Annotated in this window: 17 protein-coding genes, 1 pseudogene and 1 other annotated feature (1 of these 19 running past the window's edge); of the genes and pseudogenes, 14 read left to right on the forward strand and 4 right to left on the reverse strand. The window is 39.7% G+C overall.

What is annotated here, in order from left to right; translation table 11 throughout:
• Positions 1–94 (forward strand) — a binding site (T-box leader) (it extends 115 nt beyond the left edge of the window).
• 46 nt (positions 95–140) lie between these two features.
• On the forward strand, positions 141–1,166 hold the full coding sequence (gene trpS, locus NF418_RS02025) for a tryptophan--tRNA ligase (protein ID WP_256778225.1): 1,026 nt from the start codon (positions 141–143) through the stop codon (positions 1,164–1,166).
• A gap of 228 nt (positions 1,167–1,394) precedes the next feature.
• Complete coding sequence (gene guaB, locus NF418_RS02030; protein ID WP_256778226.1) at positions 1,395–2,876, forward strand: IMP dehydrogenase; 1,482 nt, start codon at positions 1,395–1,397, stop codon at positions 2,874–2,876.
• 67 nt (positions 2,877–2,943) lie between these two features.
• Here the strand turns inward: guaB and recF are convergent, their stop codons facing one another.
• Both recF and yaaA read right to left on the reverse strand, forming a co-directional pair.
• Positions 2,944–4,038, reverse strand: a complete 1,095-nt coding sequence (recF, locus tag NF418_RS02035; protein ID WP_256778227.1) for a DNA replication/repair protein RecF — start codon at positions 4,036–4,038, stop codon at positions 2,944–2,946.
• 2 nt (positions 4,039–4,040) lie between these two features.
• Positions 4,041–4,424: a S4 domain-containing protein YaaA gene (gene yaaA / locus NF418_RS02040; RefSeq protein WP_256778228.1), complete on the reverse strand. Its 384-nt coding sequence runs from the start codon at positions 4,422–4,424 to the stop codon at positions 4,041–4,043.
• A gap of 76 nt (positions 4,425–4,500) precedes the next feature.
• Between yaaA and yfmF the strand changes: the two genes are divergently transcribed.
• The 12 genes and pseudogenes from yfmF to NF418_RS02100 all read left to right on the forward strand — a co-directional run bounded on the left by yfmF (position 4,501) and on the right by NF418_RS02100 (position 15,620).
• A complete protein-coding gene (yfmF, locus tag NF418_RS02045; RefSeq protein ID WP_256778229.1) occupies positions 4,501–5,754 on the forward strand; it encodes an EF-P 5-aminopentanol modification-associated protein YfmF in 1,254 nt (417 codons plus the stop codon).
• On the forward strand, positions 5,751–7,034 hold the full coding sequence (yfmH, locus tag NF418_RS02050) for an EF-P 5-aminopentanol modification-associated protein YfmH (protein ID WP_256778230.1): 1,284 nt from the start codon (positions 5,751–5,753) through the stop codon (positions 7,032–7,034). Before yfmF ends, yfmH begins: the two co-directional genes overlap by 4 nt.
• A gap of 77 nt (positions 7,035–7,111) precedes the next feature.
• Positions 7,112–7,966, forward strand: a complete 855-nt coding sequence (locus tag NF418_RS02055; protein WP_256778231.1) for a helix-turn-helix domain-containing protein — start codon at positions 7,112–7,114, stop codon at positions 7,964–7,966.
• Positions 7,967–7,975: 9 nt separating this feature from the next.
• On the forward strand, positions 7,976–8,515 hold the full coding sequence (gene pgsA, locus NF418_RS02060; RefSeq protein ID WP_256778232.1) for a CDP-diacylglycerol--glycerol-3-phosphate 3-phosphatidyltransferase: 540 nt from the start codon (positions 7,976–7,978) through the stop codon (positions 8,513–8,515).
• The gene (locus tag NF418_RS02065; RefSeq protein ID WP_256778233.1) at positions 8,512–9,348 is read left to right on the forward strand and encodes an energy-coupling factor ABC transporter ATP-binding protein; all 837 of its coding nucleotides are present in this window, start codon (positions 8,512–8,514) and stop codon (positions 9,346–9,348) included. The genes pgsA and NF418_RS02065 overlap by 4 nt, the downstream gene beginning before the upstream one ends.
• Complete coding sequence (locus NF418_RS02070) at positions 9,324–10,166, forward strand: energy-coupling factor transporter ATPase (protein WP_256778234.1); 843 nt, start codon at positions 9,324–9,326, stop codon at positions 10,164–10,166. Before NF418_RS02065 ends, NF418_RS02070 begins: the two co-directional genes overlap by 25 nt.
• Complete coding sequence (locus NF418_RS02075; RefSeq protein WP_256778235.1) at positions 10,159–10,956, forward strand: energy-coupling factor transporter transmembrane component T family protein; 798 nt, start codon at positions 10,159–10,161, stop codon at positions 10,954–10,956. The genes NF418_RS02070 and NF418_RS02075 overlap by 8 nt, the downstream gene beginning before the upstream one ends.
• Positions 10,957–11,560: 604 nt before the next feature.
• Positions 11,561–11,776 (forward strand): annotated as a pseudogene (locus NF418_RS02080) (peptidoglycan-binding protein LysM); the annotation flags it as partial.
• Between the two features lie 344 nt (positions 11,777–12,120).
• Positions 12,121–12,678, forward strand: coding sequence for a LysM peptidoglycan-binding domain-containing protein (locus tag NF418_RS02085; protein ID WP_256778236.1), 558 nt, complete (start codon positions 12,121–12,123; stop codon positions 12,676–12,678).
• Positions 12,679–12,793: 115 nt separating this feature from the next.
• On the forward strand, positions 12,794–14,176 hold the full coding sequence (locus NF418_RS02090) for a HAMP domain-containing sensor histidine kinase (RefSeq protein ID WP_256778237.1): 1,383 nt from the start codon (positions 12,794–12,796) through the stop codon (positions 14,174–14,176).
• Complete coding sequence (locus NF418_RS02095; protein ID WP_256778238.1) at positions 14,173–14,841, forward strand: response regulator transcription factor; 669 nt, start codon at positions 14,173–14,175, stop codon at positions 14,839–14,841. Before NF418_RS02090 ends, NF418_RS02095 begins: the two co-directional genes overlap by 4 nt.
• A 113-nt stretch (positions 14,842–14,954) precedes the next feature.
• A complete protein-coding gene (locus tag NF418_RS02100; protein ID WP_256778239.1) occupies positions 14,955–15,620 on the forward strand; it encodes a hypothetical protein in 666 nt (221 codons plus the stop codon).
• 37 nt (positions 15,621–15,657) lie between these two features.
• Here the strand turns inward: NF418_RS02100 and sdaAA are convergent, their stop codons facing one another.
• Positions 15,658–16,530, reverse strand: coding sequence for an L-serine ammonia-lyase, iron-sulfur-dependent, subunit alpha (sdaAA, locus tag NF418_RS02105; RefSeq protein WP_256778240.1), 873 nt, complete (start codon positions 16,528–16,530; stop codon positions 15,658–15,660).
• Between the two features lie 12 nt (positions 16,531–16,542).
• Complete coding sequence (gene sdaAB, locus NF418_RS02110) at positions 16,543–17,214, reverse strand: L-serine ammonia-lyase, iron-sulfur-dependent subunit beta (RefSeq protein WP_172014346.1); 672 nt, start codon at positions 17,212–17,214, stop codon at positions 16,543–16,545.
• Positions 17,215–17,274 lie beyond the last annotated feature (60 nt).

Here is a 17,274-nt window from a genome sequence, read left to right on the forward strand (position 1 = left end):
ATAAGGATTCGGCTAGCAGGCCTTATGTGCAAAAAGATGTAAGCTTATTTAATGCTTATAAGTGAGGTGGCACCGTGTCCTTGACGCCCTCGCACAGTTTTCTGTGCGTGGGCTTTTATTATGTAAAAGGAGAACATTTTATGAGTAAACCGATTATCCTAACAGGAGACCGTCCAACAGGCAAATTACATATTGGACATTATGTTGGTTCGTTGAAAAATCGTGTTTTATTACAGGATGCAGGTCAACATGAACTTTTTGTCTTTTTAGCAGACCAACAAGCGTTGACAGATCATGCAAAGGAACCGCAAAAGATTGTTGAATCCGTTGGAAACGTAGCACTAGATTATCTAGCGGCAGGACTTGATCCAGCTAAGACAACGATTTTCATCCAGAGTCAAATTCCTGAATTGGCAGAGTTGACCATGTACTACATGAACTTGGTATCTGTTGCACGTCTAGAACGCAATCCGACTGTAAAAACCGAGATTGCTCAGAAGGGATTTGGCGAAGGAATTCCAGCTGGTTTCTTAGTCTATCCTGTGTCACAAGCGGCAGATATTACAGCCTTCAAGGCAAACTTTGTTCCAGTAGGAAATGACCAGAAACCTATGATTGAGCAGACTCGTGAAGTCGTTCGTAGCTTTAACCATGCTTACCAGACTGATATTTTGGTAGAGCCTGAGGGCATTTATCCTGAAAATGAGGCAGCTGGTCGCTTGCCAGGTTTGGACGGTAATGCCAAGATGTCTAAGTCACTTGGAAATGGAATTTACTTGGCAGATGACATGGATACACTTAAAAAGAAAGTCATGTCCATGTACACAGATCCAAACCACATCCGTGTTGAAGACCCAGGTAAGATTGAAGGAAACATGGTTTTCCACTATCTTGACGTTTTTGGGCGCGATGAAGATAAGGCTGAGATTGAGGCTATGAAGGAGCATTACCAGCGTGGTGGCTTGGGGGATGTGAAAACCAAACGTTATTTGCTGGACATTTTAGAGAGAGAATTAGGACCAATCCGTGAACGCCGTCTGGAGTTTGCACAGGATATGGGCCAGGTTTATGCTATGCTGGAAGAAGGAAGTCGCAAGGCTCGTCAGGTTGCCGCCACTACCCTTGATCAAGTAAAGGATGCCATGGGAATCAACTACTTTAAATAAGGTTAACAATGAAAGAGCAATGTCTTAAAAACGTTGCTTTTTTAATTTAATTTATTATTCAGTAAAAAACAAACGTTCGATTTTCTAAAAGAAAGTGGTAAAGAATTTTCTGAATTTTTATTATTACTTATTTTAAGGCGAATAATATTTGACAAATGATTTCAAAATGTTATCATAAATAAAATAATTATAGCGATAGCTAGTAACAAAAAAGAAAAGAGGAAGAAAATGTCAAACTGGGACACTAAATTTTTGAAAAAAGGCTTTACCTTTGATGATGTATTACTTATTCCGGCTGAAAGTCATGTATTGCCACATGATATTGATTTAAAAACACAATTAGCACCTAACTTGACTTTAAACCTTCCGATTATTTCTGCGGCTATGGATACAGTAACGGATAGCAAAATGGCCATTGCTATGGCACGTGCTGGTGGTTTGGGCGTTATCCATAAAAATATGTCCATCGCGGAGCAAGCAGATGAGGTGCGTAAAGTAAAACGTTCTGAAAATGGAGTCATTATCGATCCATTCTTCTTAACACCAGAACACACCATTGCAGAAGCAGAGAAACTCATGGCAACATACCGAATTTCAGGTGTACCAATTGTAGAAAATATGGAAAATCGCAAGTTGGTTGGTATCATTACTAACCGTGATATGCGTTTTGTTTCGGACTACTCGCAGCCAATTTCTACTAACATGACTAGCGATGAATTGGTAACAGCGCCAGTTGGAACAGATCTTGCGACTGCTGAGGCTATTCTTCACAAGCATCGTATTGAAAAATTGCCATTGGTTGATGAAAATGGTCGCTTGTCTGGCTTGATTACTATCAAAGATATTGAGAAAGTGATTGAGTTCCCAAATGCAGCAAAAGATGAATTTGGTCGTCTTTTGGTTGCAGGTGCTGTGGGTGTTACATCTGATACTTTTGAACGCGCAGAAGCCCTTTTTGAAGCTGGTGCAGACGCGATTGTCATCGATACAGCTCACGGTCACTCAGCAGGTGTTCTTCGTAAGATCAAAGAAATCCGCGAACACTTCCCAACTCGTACCTTGATTGCTGGTAACATTGCGACTGCAGAAGGTGCACGTGCCCTTTATGAAGCTGGTGTTGATGTTGTCAAGGTCGGAATTGGGCCAGGTTCAATCTGTACGACTCGTGTCATTGCGGGTGTAGGTGTTCCTCAAGTGACAGCTATTTATGATGCAGCAGGTGTTGCGCGTGAATATGGTAAAACCATCATTGCTGATGGTGGTATCAAGTATTCAGGTGACATTGTCAAGGCTCTTGCAGCTGGTGGTCATGCTGTTATGCTTGGCTCTATGTTCGCTGGAACGGATGAGGCACCCGGTGAAACAGAAATCTTCCAAGGTCGTAAGTTCAAGACCTATCGTGGAATGGGCTCTATCGCTGCCATGAAACAAGGTTCTAAGGATCGTTATTTCCAAGCCTCTGTCAACGAGGCCAACAAGCTTGTTCCAGAAGGAATTGAAGGTCGTGTAGCCTATAAAGGTTCAGTTGCAGATATGATTTTCCAAATGGTTGGTGGACTTCGATCAGGTATGGGCTATGTAGGTGCAGGTAATTTGACTGAATTGCATGAAAATGCTCAATTCATCGAAATGTCGGGTGCTGGTTTGAAAGAAAGCCATCCACACGATGTCCAAATCACAAATGAAGCTCCAAACTATTCAGTACAATAAGAATAAGACCCTGATTGACAGGGTCTTTACTGTTTTGTAAATTTTATTGACAACGTTGTAAATAATCTCATTCTGACTCAGTAACCTTGCCAGACTCAATATGGAAGATTTTTAAACTATCAGGTAGCTTATGTAAATGGTCCAAAGATGTTGTTGTAATAAATGTTTGAATCGTATCTGTAATAGTTTCTAGTAGCTTGATTTGACGATTATTGTCTAGCTCACTCATAACATCGTCTAAAAGTAGAATTGGGTATTCTCGTGTTACTTCCTTCATCAGCTCAATTTCAGCTAGTTTGAGTGACAGAACGAGACTACGATGTTGTCCCTGGCTACCATAATGGGCATTCATACCATTTATAAAGAAAGCTACATCATCTCGGTGTGGGCCAACACCAGTATTTTTTTTAAAGAGGTCACGTTTACGAGATTTTTCTAGTTCTGTCAAGAATATGTCAACCAAGTTGTCAGTGTTTGTAAAGTTTATAGAGGATTGATATTCGATGGTTAATTCTTCTTTTTGATTGGAGATTTCCTGTACTTTTTTGTTTCCAAATCCCTCTAGTTTTTTTAGGAAATCAAGCCTATGCTGAATAACTCGACTGCCATATTCAGCAAGCTGGTGATCAAGTACTGATAGAAAGGTTTCATCAACCTTATCAGAGGATTTTAGGTAGGCATTTCGTTGCTTGAGCGTATGGTTGTAGTTGGTCAAGTCAGACAGATAGATGGGTTTGATTTGGCCAAGTTCCACATCCATAAATTTTCTTCGTAGAGCTGGCGCTCCTTTAATCAGCTGTAAATCTTCAGGGGCGAAGAGAACAACATTCATGTGGCCGATATAGTTGGAAAGCTTGGCTTGTTTGAGATGGTTGACCTTGGTTATCCTTCCCTTTTCTGTCAACTGTATGTCAAGTGGAACTTTACCATTTGTCCGATGGAGTAAACCAGATATGGACAATTCCTTTTCTTGAAATTGTAGTAAATCCTTGTCTGTACGGGTACGGTGGCTGCGTGTCAAGGCTAAAAAATAGATTGATTCCAAAATATTGGTTTTACCTTGGGCGTTCTCACCCAAAAAGACATTGAGACCCTTGTTGAACTCAATATCTTGTTGCCTGTAATTGCGAAAGTGTCGCAATGCTAATGTTTCAAGCCACATTCTTACATACCAGGGAAACGAACAGGTTTTCTTTCAGTATTTTTAGTTGCTTTTTTAGGAGTTTTTACCTGTTTCTTATTCTTTTTATTTTCTTGATTTAACTTTTTAACGATTGCAGCTACACGTTCTTTTTCAGCTTGTTCTTCTTGGTGTTGCTGTATTTCTTCTGTACTAGGTGCAATGATTATGATACTAATGTTGTGGTCAGGCAGTGTAACAAGATCACCGATACGGATTTTTTTACCCCGTCTTTTTTCGTCTTCTCCGTTAAAAAGGATAGTATTTTCTTCTAAGAAAGCTTTAATGGCCCCACCTGAGTGGAGAATACCAGTTGTTTTCAATAATGCTTGTAATGTAATGTAGTCATCAAATAATTTAAATTCCATATGTCACCTCGTTATAGAATATTATATCACAGAAAAATGATATAATGGAGGGTACAATGTTTGAAAGAGGAAGAAGATGAAATTACAAGAAGGAATTGATTTGCATTTTATTGAAACAGATCAGTTTACTACAAACAGAATAAAAGTGCGTTTTGCAGCTGAGATGAGTGAGGCAACTGTAGCAGGTCGTGTGTTGGTCGCTAATATTATGGAAATGGGCAACCAGGATTATCCAACGGCTCAAGCAATGCGCAAACGTATGGCAGAGCTATACGGAGCACATTTCTCAACGTCTGTTGCTAAACGTGGTCGTGTACATTTTGTCGATTTGACCATTTCTTACGTCAATCCATGTTATTTGCCTAATAATGAAGATATTACCTTAGCAATTCTTGATTTTTTATATGCCTGCCTATTTCGTCCTCTCAAACAAGGTCAAGGGTTTGATCAGAAAATATTTGATGTAGAGAAAAAGAATCTAATCAATTTTCTTGAGTCTGAGGTAGAAGATAATTTCTACCATGCTGATGTCGAATTAAATAAGCTATTTTATCAAGATAAGGCCTTACAAATTCCGCGCGTTGGTCGTCTAGACTTAGTTGAACAAGAAACAGCAGAATCGGTATTTAAAATCTATCGGAATATGTTGCGGGTAGATAAGATTGACATCTTTGTCATTGGAACTGTCAATCAAGACTTGGTTCGAGATAAATTGGAAACCTTCAAATTTACCTATCGGAATCCTAAGTTGGAACTAGAGTATCAGCAGGAGTATTCAAAGGTTACTCGCGAGAAGGTCGAACGCAAACAGGCAAGACAATCCATTTTAGAATTGGCTTATCATTTACAGGTTATTTACAACGATGTAAATTACCCTGCCTTAGTTGTTTTTAATGGTTTACTAGGTGCTTTTTCACATTCTAAACTGTTTGTAAATATTCGTGAAAAGGAGAGTCTAGCTTATACAATTGGAAGTCAGGTGTCTATTTTTTCTGGAATGATGAAGGTTTACGCAGGCATCAATCGTGGGGATCGATTGAAAGTGATGAAGTTAATTAGTAAACAGTTGCTTGATGTGAAACGTGGAAAGTTTACAGAGGATGAATTAGAGTTGACAAAGAATATGCTTATTCACTCAGCAACTCTAGCCCAAGATAGACAGAATAACTTGATAGAACAGACTTATAACCAGATTAGTATGGGTGAACGTAATTTAACATGGTTAGAATGGATAGAAGCTGTAAAGTCGGTGTCAATTGAGGATGTTGTTCGAGTGGGCAAGATGATCAATTTACAGGCTGTTTACTTTATGGAGGGAACAGAGGAATGAAACTAATCGAGAAAAAGTATCCTTATATGAAAGAACCTGTCTATCAGGCACAACTTGACAACGGGTTGACAATCATTCTTTTGCCTAAGACCGATTTCCACGAAACATATGGAGTGATAACGACAAATTTTGGAGCTTTACACACCCATATTCTTTTTGAAGATGGTAAGTCTAGTAGCTATCCTGCTGGTATCGCGCATTTTTTAGAGCATAAGTTGTTTGAAACGGAAGATGAAGAAGATGTCATGAATGAGTTTGCGAAATTTGGTGCCAGTGCGAATGCCTATACCAGTTTTAGACAGACCAGTTATCTATTTTCTACTACTCAAGAGGTTTTACCAGCACTATCTTTGTTACAATCATTTGTTCGTCAACCTTATTTTACAGATGAAAACGTGGCACGAGAACAAGGAATCATTGAGCAAGAAATCGAAATGTATCAAGATGATGTCGATTATCGATTGTTTACAGGAATTTTAGGATCACTATACCCTCAAACTCCATTGGCTCATGATATAGCAGGGACAGTTGAATCTATAAGGCAGATTACAGCAGATGATTTGTATGAGAATTTTGATTTGTTTTATCACCCGTCGAACATGAATTTGTTCGTCATTGGTAACTTTGATTTGGATCAGGTATGGCAGCAGATTTCAAACTATCAAGCAGCGCAACTTGATGAAAAACCACCTCATTTTGATATGAAGGAAATCGAAAAACTGCCCATTCTTCAGCATCGTACAGAAGAGTTTGAAGTGACAACTCCTAAATTAGCAGTTGGTCTAAGGGGAAATGATGAATTTGAACCTACTGAAATGCAGCAGTATCGCCTGTGCTTACAGCTTTTGTTTGCCATGTTGTTCGGTTGGACTTCTAAACGCTATCAGAACCTGTATGAACAGGGGAAAATTGATTCGTCATTTCAGTTTCAGTTAGAAGTTACCCCAGACTATCATTATTTGGTTATTTCTGGCGATACGCAGGAACCTATTACCTTGTCTAGTATGTTGATGAGGGCTGTTCGCAATTTTGAGCGAGATGAGGATATCAATGATGAGCATTTGCAACTGCTGAAGAATGAAATGTATGGCGATTTTATTCGTAGCTTGAATTCATTGGAATTTACTGCTAGTCATTTTGTGGCACAGTATTCAGATGTTGAGAATGTATTTGATTTACCTCAATTAGTGGAGGCGATTGATTTAGAGGATATTAAGGAGGCAGGCCGTCGTTTTATTAGTCAGTGTGACATGACAGATTTTACGATTTTTCCAAAATAAACAAATGCAATTCTTCGAAATTTCTTGGATTTTTGTTAAAATAGTATATTGTATATGAAGATGACAGAGAGGTTGTTATGAGAAAAAAGAGTGTTGGTGAAATATTGAGAACAGCTCGGGAATACAGGGGATTAACCCTTGTTGAAGTTCAAAGAATAACAAGGATTCATGCTAGGTATTTACAGGCTCTGGAATATAATGATTTTGATTCTTGGGGAAATCCGGATGCTGTTCGAGAATATCTGTCCATCTATGCTGATGCTTTGGAATTGGATGCGGATGTGTTAGTGGCTGCCTATGATACAAATAGCTTAGTGGAATATTATGAGGAGGGAGAAGAGGAAGTTCTCGCTGCTCAACTGAAAAGAAATTACAAGGTGCCTCAGAAAAAGAAATCTTCCTACCTACCCTTATTTTATTTGCTATTGATTGCTAGTCTTATTTTTATTTTTATAACCTATGTTGTACATAGTCGCTTACAGAATCAAGCAAGGCTAGTTCCTACGGATAGTTCTTATAGTTCGGTTAGCCAAGTAACTTCAGAAGCAAGTAGTGCCTCTACTACAGAAGTATCCTCTTCTACTGCATCATCTTCATCGACTGATGCTTTAGCTACAGAAAATATAACAGTAACTGGTTCAGGAGATGCACTTGTTGTGACAGTTCGACAAACTACTTATCCTGTGGCGGTGACGTTGACAGCGGAAAACACAACTAGCTGGATTAGTTTGTCCAATACAGAACTAGCTGGTGGGGTGACCTTGGGTCCAGAATATCCAACTATTTCAACAACAATTGTTGAAGGGGTTACTTCGGTGAATTTGGTACTAGGCGTTGTGAAAGGAGTATCTGTTACAGTTGGTGGACAACAGGTAGACACTTCAGCTATTACAAGTGAAACAGGTACAGTCACCATTAATTTTGAACAATAAAGGTTTAATATGAAAAAAGAAAATATTCCTAATGCCTTGACGGTAGGACGGATTTTAGTGATTCCTATTTTTATTCTCCTACTGACAGTTTGGGATTCCACTGTCAGTCATGTGCTTGCAGCACTTATCTTTGCCCTTGCAAGTATCACGGACTATCTAGATGGTTATTTAGCTCGTAAGTGGCAGGTGGTGACGAACTTTGGTAAGTTTGCAGATCCGATGGCTGATAAGATCTTGGTTATGTCTGCTTTCATCATGTTGGTGGAACTTGGTTTTGCTCCGGCTTGGATAGTGGCGATTATAATCTGTCGTGAATTGGCAGTGACTGGTCTTCGCTTGTTACTTGTTGAAACAGGTGGGACAGTTTTAGCAGCAGCTATGCCTGGTAAAATTAAGACTTTTTCACAGATGTTTGCGGTGATCTTCCTGCTTCTGCATTGGAATTTATTGGGGCAGATTACGCTTTATATTGCACTTTTCTTCACCCTATACTCAGGCTATGATTATTTCAAGGGTGCATCCTTCTTGTTTAAAGATACATTTAAATGATGAATATTATTGAAGTAAAAAATTTAAAATATAAATACAACCAAGAGGATGAGCAATATACTCTAAATGATGTTTCGTTTCACGTGAAACAGGGAGAGTGGCTGTCTATTATTGGTCATAATGGTTCAGGGAAATCGACAACTGTTCGTTTGATTGATGGACTACTGGAAGCTGAATCTGGAGATATTTATATCGATGGTGATGCTTTAACCGTTGATAATGTCTGGGATAAACGGCGCTTGATTGGCATGGTTTTTCAAAATCCAGACAATCAATTTGTGGGTGCTACAGCTGAAGATGATGTTGCATTTGGTTTAGAGAACCAAGGTATCCTTTTGGAAGAGATGCGAAGTCGAGTAAACGAGGCCTTGGAATTGGTTGGAATGGCTGATTTTAAAACTCGTGAGCCAGCTCGACTATCTGGTGGTCAGAAGCAACGGGTAGCGATTGCTGGAGTGGTTGCCTTACGTCCAAAAATTATTATTTTGGATGAGGCTACGTCTATGTTGGATCCAGAAGGTCGTCTCGACTTGATTAAGATTGTCCGTGAAATTAAGGATCGGCATGGTATGACGGTCATTTCGATTACGCATGACTTAGATGAGGTTGCATTGAGTGATCGAGTGATCGTGATGAAAAATGGACAGGTTGAATCAATTAGCACTCCAAAAGAACTATTTATGCGAGAAGATTTGGCGGATTTAGATTTGGATAGACCTTTTACGACAGAATTGGCTTCATCCTTGCGCCAGACTGGACTTGATTTACCGCTCCGCTATTTTACAGAGGAAGAATTAGAGGAAACTTTATGGGAATTGATCTCCAAGCAGTAAGTTTTACCTATCAAGCTGGCACTCCTTTTGAGGGACGTGCGCTTTTTGGTGTGGATTTGGAGATTGTTGATGGCTCTTATACGGCCCTTATTGGGCATACAGGTTCGGGCAAATCAACGATTTTACAACTCTTGAATGGATTAAATGTACCAACAGAAGGAAGAGTAATCATTGATGATGTTGTGATTACAGCGACGTCTGAAAATAAGGATATTAAGCAAGTAAGGAAGAAAGTTGGGCTGGTGTTTCAATTTCCTGAAAGTCAAGTGTTCGATGAGACAGTTTTGAAAGATGTTGCTTTTGGTCCACAAAATTTCGGTGTTTCTCAGGAAGAGGCTGAAACGATTGCGCGTGAAAAGTTGGCCTTGGTTGGAATTGATGAGAGTTTGTTTGAGCGCAGCCCCTTTGAACTATCTGGTGGTCAAATGCGTCGGGTAGCGATTGCTGGGATTCTAGCAATGGAGCCAAGTATCTTGGTTTTGGATGAACCAACGGCTGGATTGGATCCTGCGGGTCGTCAGGAATTGATGGATATTTTCAAAAAGCTTCATGAATCAGGCATGACAATCGTTTTGGTAACTCATTTGATGGACGATGTTGCTAATTATGCTGATTTTGTTTACATTATGGAAAAAGGGAAGTTGGTCCGTTCTGGAAAACCAGTCGATATTTTTCAAGAGGTAGATTTTTTGGAGAGTATTCAATTGGGAGTGCCTAAGATTACTAAGTTTGCAGCTAATCTGGAGAGAAGAGGATTTGTATTTGAGCGTCTTCCTGTCACAATTGAAGAATTTACGGGGATGGTGATGCATGGATAAATTGATTTTAGGTCGCTATATTCCGGGAAATTCTATACTACATCGCTTGGATCCGAGAAGTAAGCTCTTGGCTATGTTTGGATTTCTCTTAATGATTTTTTGGGCTAATAACCTGATAACCAATGTCTTGTTGATAGCATTTGTATTAGGAATGGTTGTTTTATCTCGTATTCGCTTATCATTTTTTATCAATGGACTAAAACCTATGATAGGGATTATTCTCTTTACAACCTTCTTTCAAGTGTTCTTTACACCCGGTGCGACTATTTTATGGGAGTTTTGGATCTTTAAATTGTCTGTAGAGGGTTTACAACAGGCAGGAATTATTTTTGTTCGATTTGTATTGATTATTTTCTTTTCAACTCTACTGACCTTGACGACAACACCGCTCAGTTTGGCTGATGGTATTGAGTCAGGGCTTGCACCTTTGAAGCGATTTAGGGTTCCAGTACATGAAATTGGTTTGATGTTGTCCATGAGCTTGCGTTTTGTACCGACCTTGATGGATGATACCACTCGGATTATGAATGCTCAGAGAGCTCGTGGAGTGGACTTTAATGAGGGAAATCTTATTCAGAAGGTAAAATCAGTTATTCCTATTTTGATTCCTTTATTCGCTTCCAGTTTTAAGAGGGCAGATGCTCTTGCAACGGCAATGGAGGCGCGTGGGTATCAAGGCGGAGATGGGAGAACTAAGTACCGGATTTTGGAATGGAAGTTGGCGGATAGTCTAGCCATTCTGGTTATGGTTGTCTTGGCAGGAACACTATATTTATTTAAAAAGTCTTAAATTAGAAAGCGTTTTACCAAATTGTAATATTTTTTTAAATAAAAAGTAATACAATGGTAGTAAGATAAGGATAGTTATAATAAAATCTATAGGACTATTCTATTTGATGAAAATGCGTTTTTTTAGTAGGCTTATAAAAGGGATTCTAGGTCTCATAATTATACCTACTATAGTTTTAGGTGGCCTGATTATTACAGGAACTTATTCTCACCTACAACTTGTAGAGGCGGTATCAGATATACCACAAACTGTAGTGAGGGCTGTAAATAAGATTAGTGGAGTTTTTCCACAGGCAAATGTTGCTGAAAGTCCAAGTTTTGAATTGGGATATGATAAAATATTACCATTAGAAACCAGCAATCAACCCTTGAAGATTGAAGTACCGACTATTATTTTTGAAGAACCACAAATTATTGAAGTTTCGAATAACGACGACTTGATTACAGAAGAAAAAGTTTTAGAAGTGAAGCATTTGGACACAGGATCAATTGGAGAGCCATATCACGGTAGTTATATATCAGAGTCTACTAGTCACGCTTCTACTGATATAGCAACTCAACCAGTCCACTTAGTTACCGTTTCAACTGGTGCAGTGCTTGACGATGCAACTGCCAAAGAATGGATTGCCCAAAAGGAATCGGGCGGTAGTTACACAGTCACGAATGGAATCTACATTGGACGTTATCAATTGAGTAACGCCTATTTAAATGGTGATCACTCACCAGAAAACCAGGAGCGTGTAGCAGATGAATATGTGTTGCAACGATATGGTTCATGGTCAGCAGCCTATCAATTTTGGTTAGCAAATGGCTGGTATTGAAATGAACTTGATGTTTGGGATTATCCTAGGTATTCATTGGCTTTCTCATTTCCGTTCTCATGATAAAAAAGGTCCACTGTGACCTTTTTATTTTTTACAGCTACTGTCAATAAGATAGGGATTTCTGTAAAGTATGCTGTAAATGATGTTGATAAAAAGGGTCACAAAATCTCGAAAATAGGGCTTTTATAGTGTAAACTCAATGTTATTGTAATACTTGTAACAGATTTACAAAGTCTAAGTAATAGTTAGAGGGTATACTAGACACACAAAAGAAAGGAATGTGATGACATTTAACTTTCAATTACTTGATTAGTAGATTGAATTTTTACATCACAGGTATTATGAATATGACATTTAATAAAAAAATGAAAACAGCTCTTACAGGATTGGTAGCAGGGGCAACCTTGTTGACGGCTGGTGTAGTTAGTGCGGAAACCTATACTGTACAATCTGGCGATACCTTATCAGCAATCGCATTAAAATACAATACAAGTGTGGAGAAATTGGCAGAACAAAACAAGATTTCCAATCCAAATCTTATCCATGTTGGACAAGCTATTGAAGTGGGAGAAACTGCTACAGAAGAAAAGTCAGCAGAACAAGCTCCTACTATAACGACTACAGAACAAGAAATAGCAACCGCTACTACTGGTGCCTATACTTCAAACTTGAGTGCAGAAGACGCAGCAGCTAAAGAATGGATTGCCATGAAGGAATCAAGCGGTAGCTACGATGCACAAAATGGTATCTATATCGGTCGTTATCAGTTGACTAATACATACTTGAACGGTGATTACTCACCAGAAAACCAAGAGCGTGTGGCTGATGCCTATGTAGCAGAACGCTATGGCTCATGGTCAGCTGCTAAAGCCTTCTGGTTGGCAAATGGTTGGTATTAAGAACGTAATAAAAAAGTCTAGTTTTACTAGGCTTTTTTGGTTGATGGTTTTCCATGCTTTACAAATGCAACGATTTTGCTTATAATGTGGAAAAATTGACTAGAAGAGAAGAATAATGAATTTACAGAAACGAATATTTCGCTTGAATATGATGATGCTGGTCCTGTCATTGATAGCCATGTTAGGAGTTAGTGTCTATGTGGTGAACAGCATTTATCGTAACCAAGGAACTTGGCAGTCCACCAGTCAGAAGACAGCAGCAAGTCAACAAAGTCTAGAGAAGTTTACTGGTACAGATTTTGCAAGTTTAGCTGATACTTTGTCTTTGAATGGGGCCCAACTGTATGTAGAAAGTAATGGGGAGATTTTATTTTCAAACCTTACTGATGATGCTGATGAGCTTTCAGAAGTGACGGTTTCATCTACGACCCATACCTCCTATGTTGATGGTGAAGTTGTCATTAGTCGAAAGATTGCAGCAAACGGTCAAATATATTATTTGTATGCCATGTTAGAAGATTTGGAGGAGCAACAGGAAAGTCAAGATTTTCAAGCCTTCCTTCTGCAACTTTTCTTGGTTGGTGGGGCAGGTATTGTCATCATAGTGGTGCTCAATTTCTTCTTCACTCGTCGTCTTCTAGGTGTGGTCATGCGTCCTTTGGATGAATTGCACAGCGGTGTAGACCGTATCCAACAGGGAGATTATACAGTGCCTTTGACCTATCAGGGTGATAAGGAATTTGAAGAATTGACCCAAGGGTTCAATCAGATGCAGACTTCTTTGTTAGATGCCCGTGAGAAAAATCGACTGTATGAGCAAAATCGAACCCAGATGGTTGCGGATATTTCACATGATTTGCGGACACCCTTGACTTCAATCAAAGGCTATGCCAAGGGAATTTTGGATGGCATTGCTAATACGGAGGAAAAACGCAATCAGTATTTGACTGTAATCTATCAAAAATCTCAGGTGATGGAGAAATTACTGGAAAAATTATTTGCCTTTTCACAATTACAAACAGATAAAATGCCTTTTGATAGTGTGCAACTTGATTTGGCAACCTTTTTGCAGACCTATGTCAGAGAGAAATCGGCCGAATTGGCAGATGAGGCTATTCTGTTCCAGTTGGATGTAGCTGAAAACTTGCCGGTTGAGATTGACCTTACCCAATTCAGCCGTATTTTGGATAATCTGGTTGATAATGCTCGAAAATACGCAGATGTTAGTCCATTGAAACTAGCTATTGCAGGTTATGTCCAAGAGCAAGAAATTATCTGGACCTTTACAGATAATGGAAAAGGGACTGCAACGGATAAGCTGAACTTGATTTTTGAAGAATTTTACAGGGAAGGTGATACTCGCCAGCAGGTAGAAGGGCATGGTTTAGGTTTAGCTATTGTAAAAAATATTATTGAGAGACTTGGAGGAAGTGTATCTGTTGAGGCAACTCCAGGGCTTCGATTTATCTTCAGATTACCTAGAAAGGATATGAAATGACACGGATTTTAATTGCGGAAGATGATGTAGAAATCGCTTATTTGGAAAGAGATTATCTGGAAATGCAGGGCTACCAAGTAGATTTGGTTCATGATGGAGGGCTTGTAGAAGAGCAACTCAAAAAAGAGGACTATGCTCTCCTCATCTTAGATGTTATGCTTCCAAATAAAACAGGTTACGACCTTTGCCGTGATTTACGAGATAAGGTGGACTTCCCTATTTTGATGGTTACATCCAAGCAAGAAACCATGGACGTGGTCAGAGGATTGGGCTTGGGAGCAGACGACTATATCAGCAAGCCCTTTGATCCTATGGAATTGGTAGCGCGTGTTAAAGCACATTTGGCTCGTTATCAACGGTTGACAAAGGATGATAGCAGCAATGAACTGACTGTCGGCAATGTGACCATATTCTTGGACAATTGGAAGGTAACCTTGAATGGTCAGGAAATAAAACTACCCAATCGTGAATTTGAACTGCTTGTTTACCTAGCCAAACACCCCAATCGTGTTTTCTCGAAAGACCATCTGTTTGAAACCATTTGGGGTTATGATTATGTGGGAGATAGTGCGACAGTGGCCGTCCACATCAATCGCCTGCGAGATAAGCTGGGAGCCGATTTAATTGAAACGGTATGGGGAGCAGGTTATCGTCTTAATGCTTAATTTAAAAGTGTTTAAGATTTGTTTATAAAGTTTCCCTAAAGTGTTCAAGATTGTTCTCTATAATAGACTTATCAGCAGGAGCTGAGAAATAGATTTAATCAGAGGAATACAAAATGGAAAACAAACATCAACAACAAGAAATTATTGAAGTGACAGAAAATAAGAAAACAGGTGCATGGGAATCTGTGAAAAATAAGGTTGCAGGCATGAGCAAGAAATCGATTATCTTATTATCAGTTGGTGCCTTGGCACTTACTACGATTGGCTTTGTCGCTGCAGAGGTGTATGAAAACAAACTTGAGGTGTATGAAAACAAACTTGAGGTTTTGGAAAACCAAATTGAGCAACAGGTTGGAATCGTTGATTATGATGACTATAATCAGCAAGTAGTAGCAACTGCAAGCTCATCATCTACAGTAAGTTCATCAACAGCTACAACAAACGCTGCGACAGCTGTAACAAATGCAGCTTCAGCTAGTCAACTTGCGTCAAGTTACGGTGTAAAGTTGGTTGACACTTCTGAATTAGATGGCACTTATACAGCAACATCTGGCAACGATACCTATACATTGACTGTAAAAGGAAATCAAGCTACATTGACAGAATTTGACAATGATGGGGACCAGGATATTGAACAAGTGATTTTTGACTTAGATAAAAAACTGGCCTATATTGACGGGGAAGCAGATACATATGCTCTAAATGGTACTACTCTAACCTTGACAGAAATTGATGCCAATGATACAACTCTAGATAAACTCATTTTCACCAAACAATAAGAAAAGGACCAGACGGTCCTTTTCGTTTACAACCTTGTCAACTTTCTCCGAAGATTTCTTGTGCCAATCGGCGACCAGTTGGTGTTGCAGCAAGGCCTCCTTCGGCAGTTTCACGGAAGGCGGTTGGTAGGGCAGAGCCCACTTGGTACATGGCATTGATAACCTCATCTACAGGAATTTTTGATTCAATTCCTGCCAGTGCCATATCAGCAGCCACCATAGCGTAGCTAGCTCCCATGGCGTTTCGTTTGACACATGGGACTTCTACCAGTCCTGCAACGGGATCACAGATGAGGCCTAACATATTTTTGATGACAAAGCAGATGGCTTGACTAGCCTGGTAGGGACTTCCTCCAGCAGCAAGGGTTAATGCCGCTGCGGACATAGCAGAGGCAGAGCCAACTTCTGCCTGACAGCCTCCTTCTGCTCCAGAGATGGAGGCATTGTTGGCAATGACTAGACCAAAGGCCCCTGCTGTAAAGAGGAAGTCAAGTTGTTGCTCTTCTGTCAAGTTTAACTTGTCAATAGCAACACCAAGAACGGCAGGCAAGCAGCCAGCAGAGCCAGCAGTTGGGGTAGCACAGACCAAGCCCATTTTGGCGTTCAACTCGTTGACAGCCATAGCATTTCTTGCTGCGGATAGGATAGAGGAATCAGACAGTGTCTTGCCCTTTTTCATATAAGCATCTAACTTGGCAGCATCACCACCTGTCAAACCGGATACTGATTTACTTTCTGTCAATCCATCAACAATTGACGCTTTCATGACTGTCAAGTTTCTTGACATGATTGTCAATATTTCTTCTCGGCTACGCCCTGTCAATTCAATTTCAGTCGCAATCATGAGTTCGGCAACATTTCCGGAAAACTGCTCTGCCTGTTGGACCAAATCTTTTACGGTATAAAACATATTCGCCTCTTTCTAATTGAAGAAGGTAACATTGTGCAAGTGGGGAATTTTTTCAATCTCTGCGATGGAATTTTCACATTGGCGGGCATCGATTTCAATAATCATAATGGCTTTTTCGCCAGCTTGTTCACGTGTCACATTCATTTGGGCAATGTTGATATTGTATTTTGATAAGATGTCAGTTACCTTGGCAATCATTCCTGGAACATCCTGATGAACGATGATAATTGTCGGAGTATTCATATTGAGGTTGACAGAGAAACCATTAAGCTCGGTTACTTGGATATTACCCCCACCAATCGAAACGCCCGTTGCTGAGATGGACTTTTTGTCATTTTTAATGATGATTCGAGTAGTATTGGGATGGGGGGTATTGCTGTCCTTATTGACACGCCAGTAAACCTTAATGCCTCGTTCTCTTGCAATATCAAGAGAGTCAGGAATACGGGGATCATCCGTATCCATGCCCAGAATACCTGCTACCAAGGCTACATCCGTACCGTGACCACGATAGGTCTTGGCAAAGGAATTGTAGAGTTGAAATTCCACCTCTGTCGGCTCATCGCCGAAGATGGAAGATACAATTTTCCCAATGCGAACCGCACCAGCCGTATGGCTGGAAGATGGTCCAATCATAACAGGTCCGATAATATCAAAGACTGACTGAAATTTTAAATTTGTCATAGCTATCCTCACGTTTTTCTTAATACTATTATATCAAATTTTTGATTTGGATAGAATGCC

The sequence above is a fragment of the Streptococcus suis genome (assembly GCF_024509555.1).
GTDB lineage: Bacteria > Bacillota > Bacilli > Lactobacillales > Streptococcaceae > Streptococcus > Streptococcus suis_AD.

Excerpts from the sequence above, each read along its gene's own strand:
- trpS (WP_256778225.1), top strand. The coding sequence starts at position 141 with ATGAGTAAACCGATTATCCTAACAGGAGACCGTCCAACAGGCAAATTA.
- guaB (WP_256778226.1), top strand. The coding sequence starts at position 1,395 with ATGTCAAACTGGGACACTAAATTTTTGAAAAAAGGCTTTACCTTTGAT.
- recF (WP_256778227.1), bottom strand. The coding sequence starts at position 4,038 with ATGTGGCTTGAAACATTAGCATTGCGACACTTTCGCAATTACAGGCAA.
- yaaA (WP_256778228.1), bottom strand. The coding sequence starts at position 4,424 with ATGGAATTTAAATTATTTGATGACTACATTACATTACAAGCATTATTG.
- yfmF (WP_256778229.1), top strand. The coding sequence starts at position 4,501 with ATGAAATTACAAGAAGGAATTGATTTGCATTTTATTGAAACAGATCAG.
- yfmH (WP_256778230.1), top strand. The coding sequence starts at position 5,751 with ATGAAACTAATCGAGAAAAAGTATCCTTATATGAAAGAACCTGTCTAT.
- NF418_RS02055 (WP_256778231.1), top strand. The coding sequence starts at position 7,112 with ATGAGAAAAAAGAGTGTTGGTGAAATATTGAGAACAGCTCGGGAATAC.
- pgsA (WP_256778232.1), top strand. The coding sequence starts at position 7,976 with ATGAAAAAAGAAAATATTCCTAATGCCTTGACGGTAGGACGGATTTTA.
- NF418_RS02065 (WP_256778233.1), top strand. The coding sequence starts at position 8,512 with ATGATGAATATTATTGAAGTAAAAAATTTAAAATATAAATACAACCAA.
- NF418_RS02070 (WP_256778234.1), top strand. The coding sequence starts at position 9,324 with ATGGGAATTGATCTCCAAGCAGTAAGTTTTACCTATCAAGCTGGCACT.
- NF418_RS02075 (WP_256778235.1), top strand. The coding sequence starts at position 10,159 with ATGGATAAATTGATTTTAGGTCGCTATATTCCGGGAAATTCTATACTA.
- NF418_RS02085 (WP_256778236.1), top strand. The coding sequence starts at position 12,121 with ATGAATATGACATTTAATAAAAAAATGAAAACAGCTCTTACAGGATTG.
- NF418_RS02090 (WP_256778237.1), top strand. The coding sequence starts at position 12,794 with ATGAATTTACAGAAACGAATATTTCGCTTGAATATGATGATGCTGGTC.
- NF418_RS02095 (WP_256778238.1), top strand. The coding sequence starts at position 14,173 with ATGACACGGATTTTAATTGCGGAAGATGATGTAGAAATCGCTTATTTG.
- NF418_RS02100 (WP_256778239.1), top strand. The coding sequence starts at position 14,955 with ATGGAAAACAAACATCAACAACAAGAAATTATTGAAGTGACAGAAAAT.
- sdaAA (WP_256778240.1), bottom strand. The coding sequence starts at position 16,530 with ATGTTTTATACCGTAAAAGATTTGGTCCAACAGGCAGAGCAGTTTTCC.
- sdaAB (WP_172014346.1), bottom strand. The coding sequence starts at position 17,214 with ATGACAAATTTAAAATTTCAGTCAGTCTTTGATATTATCGGACCTGTT.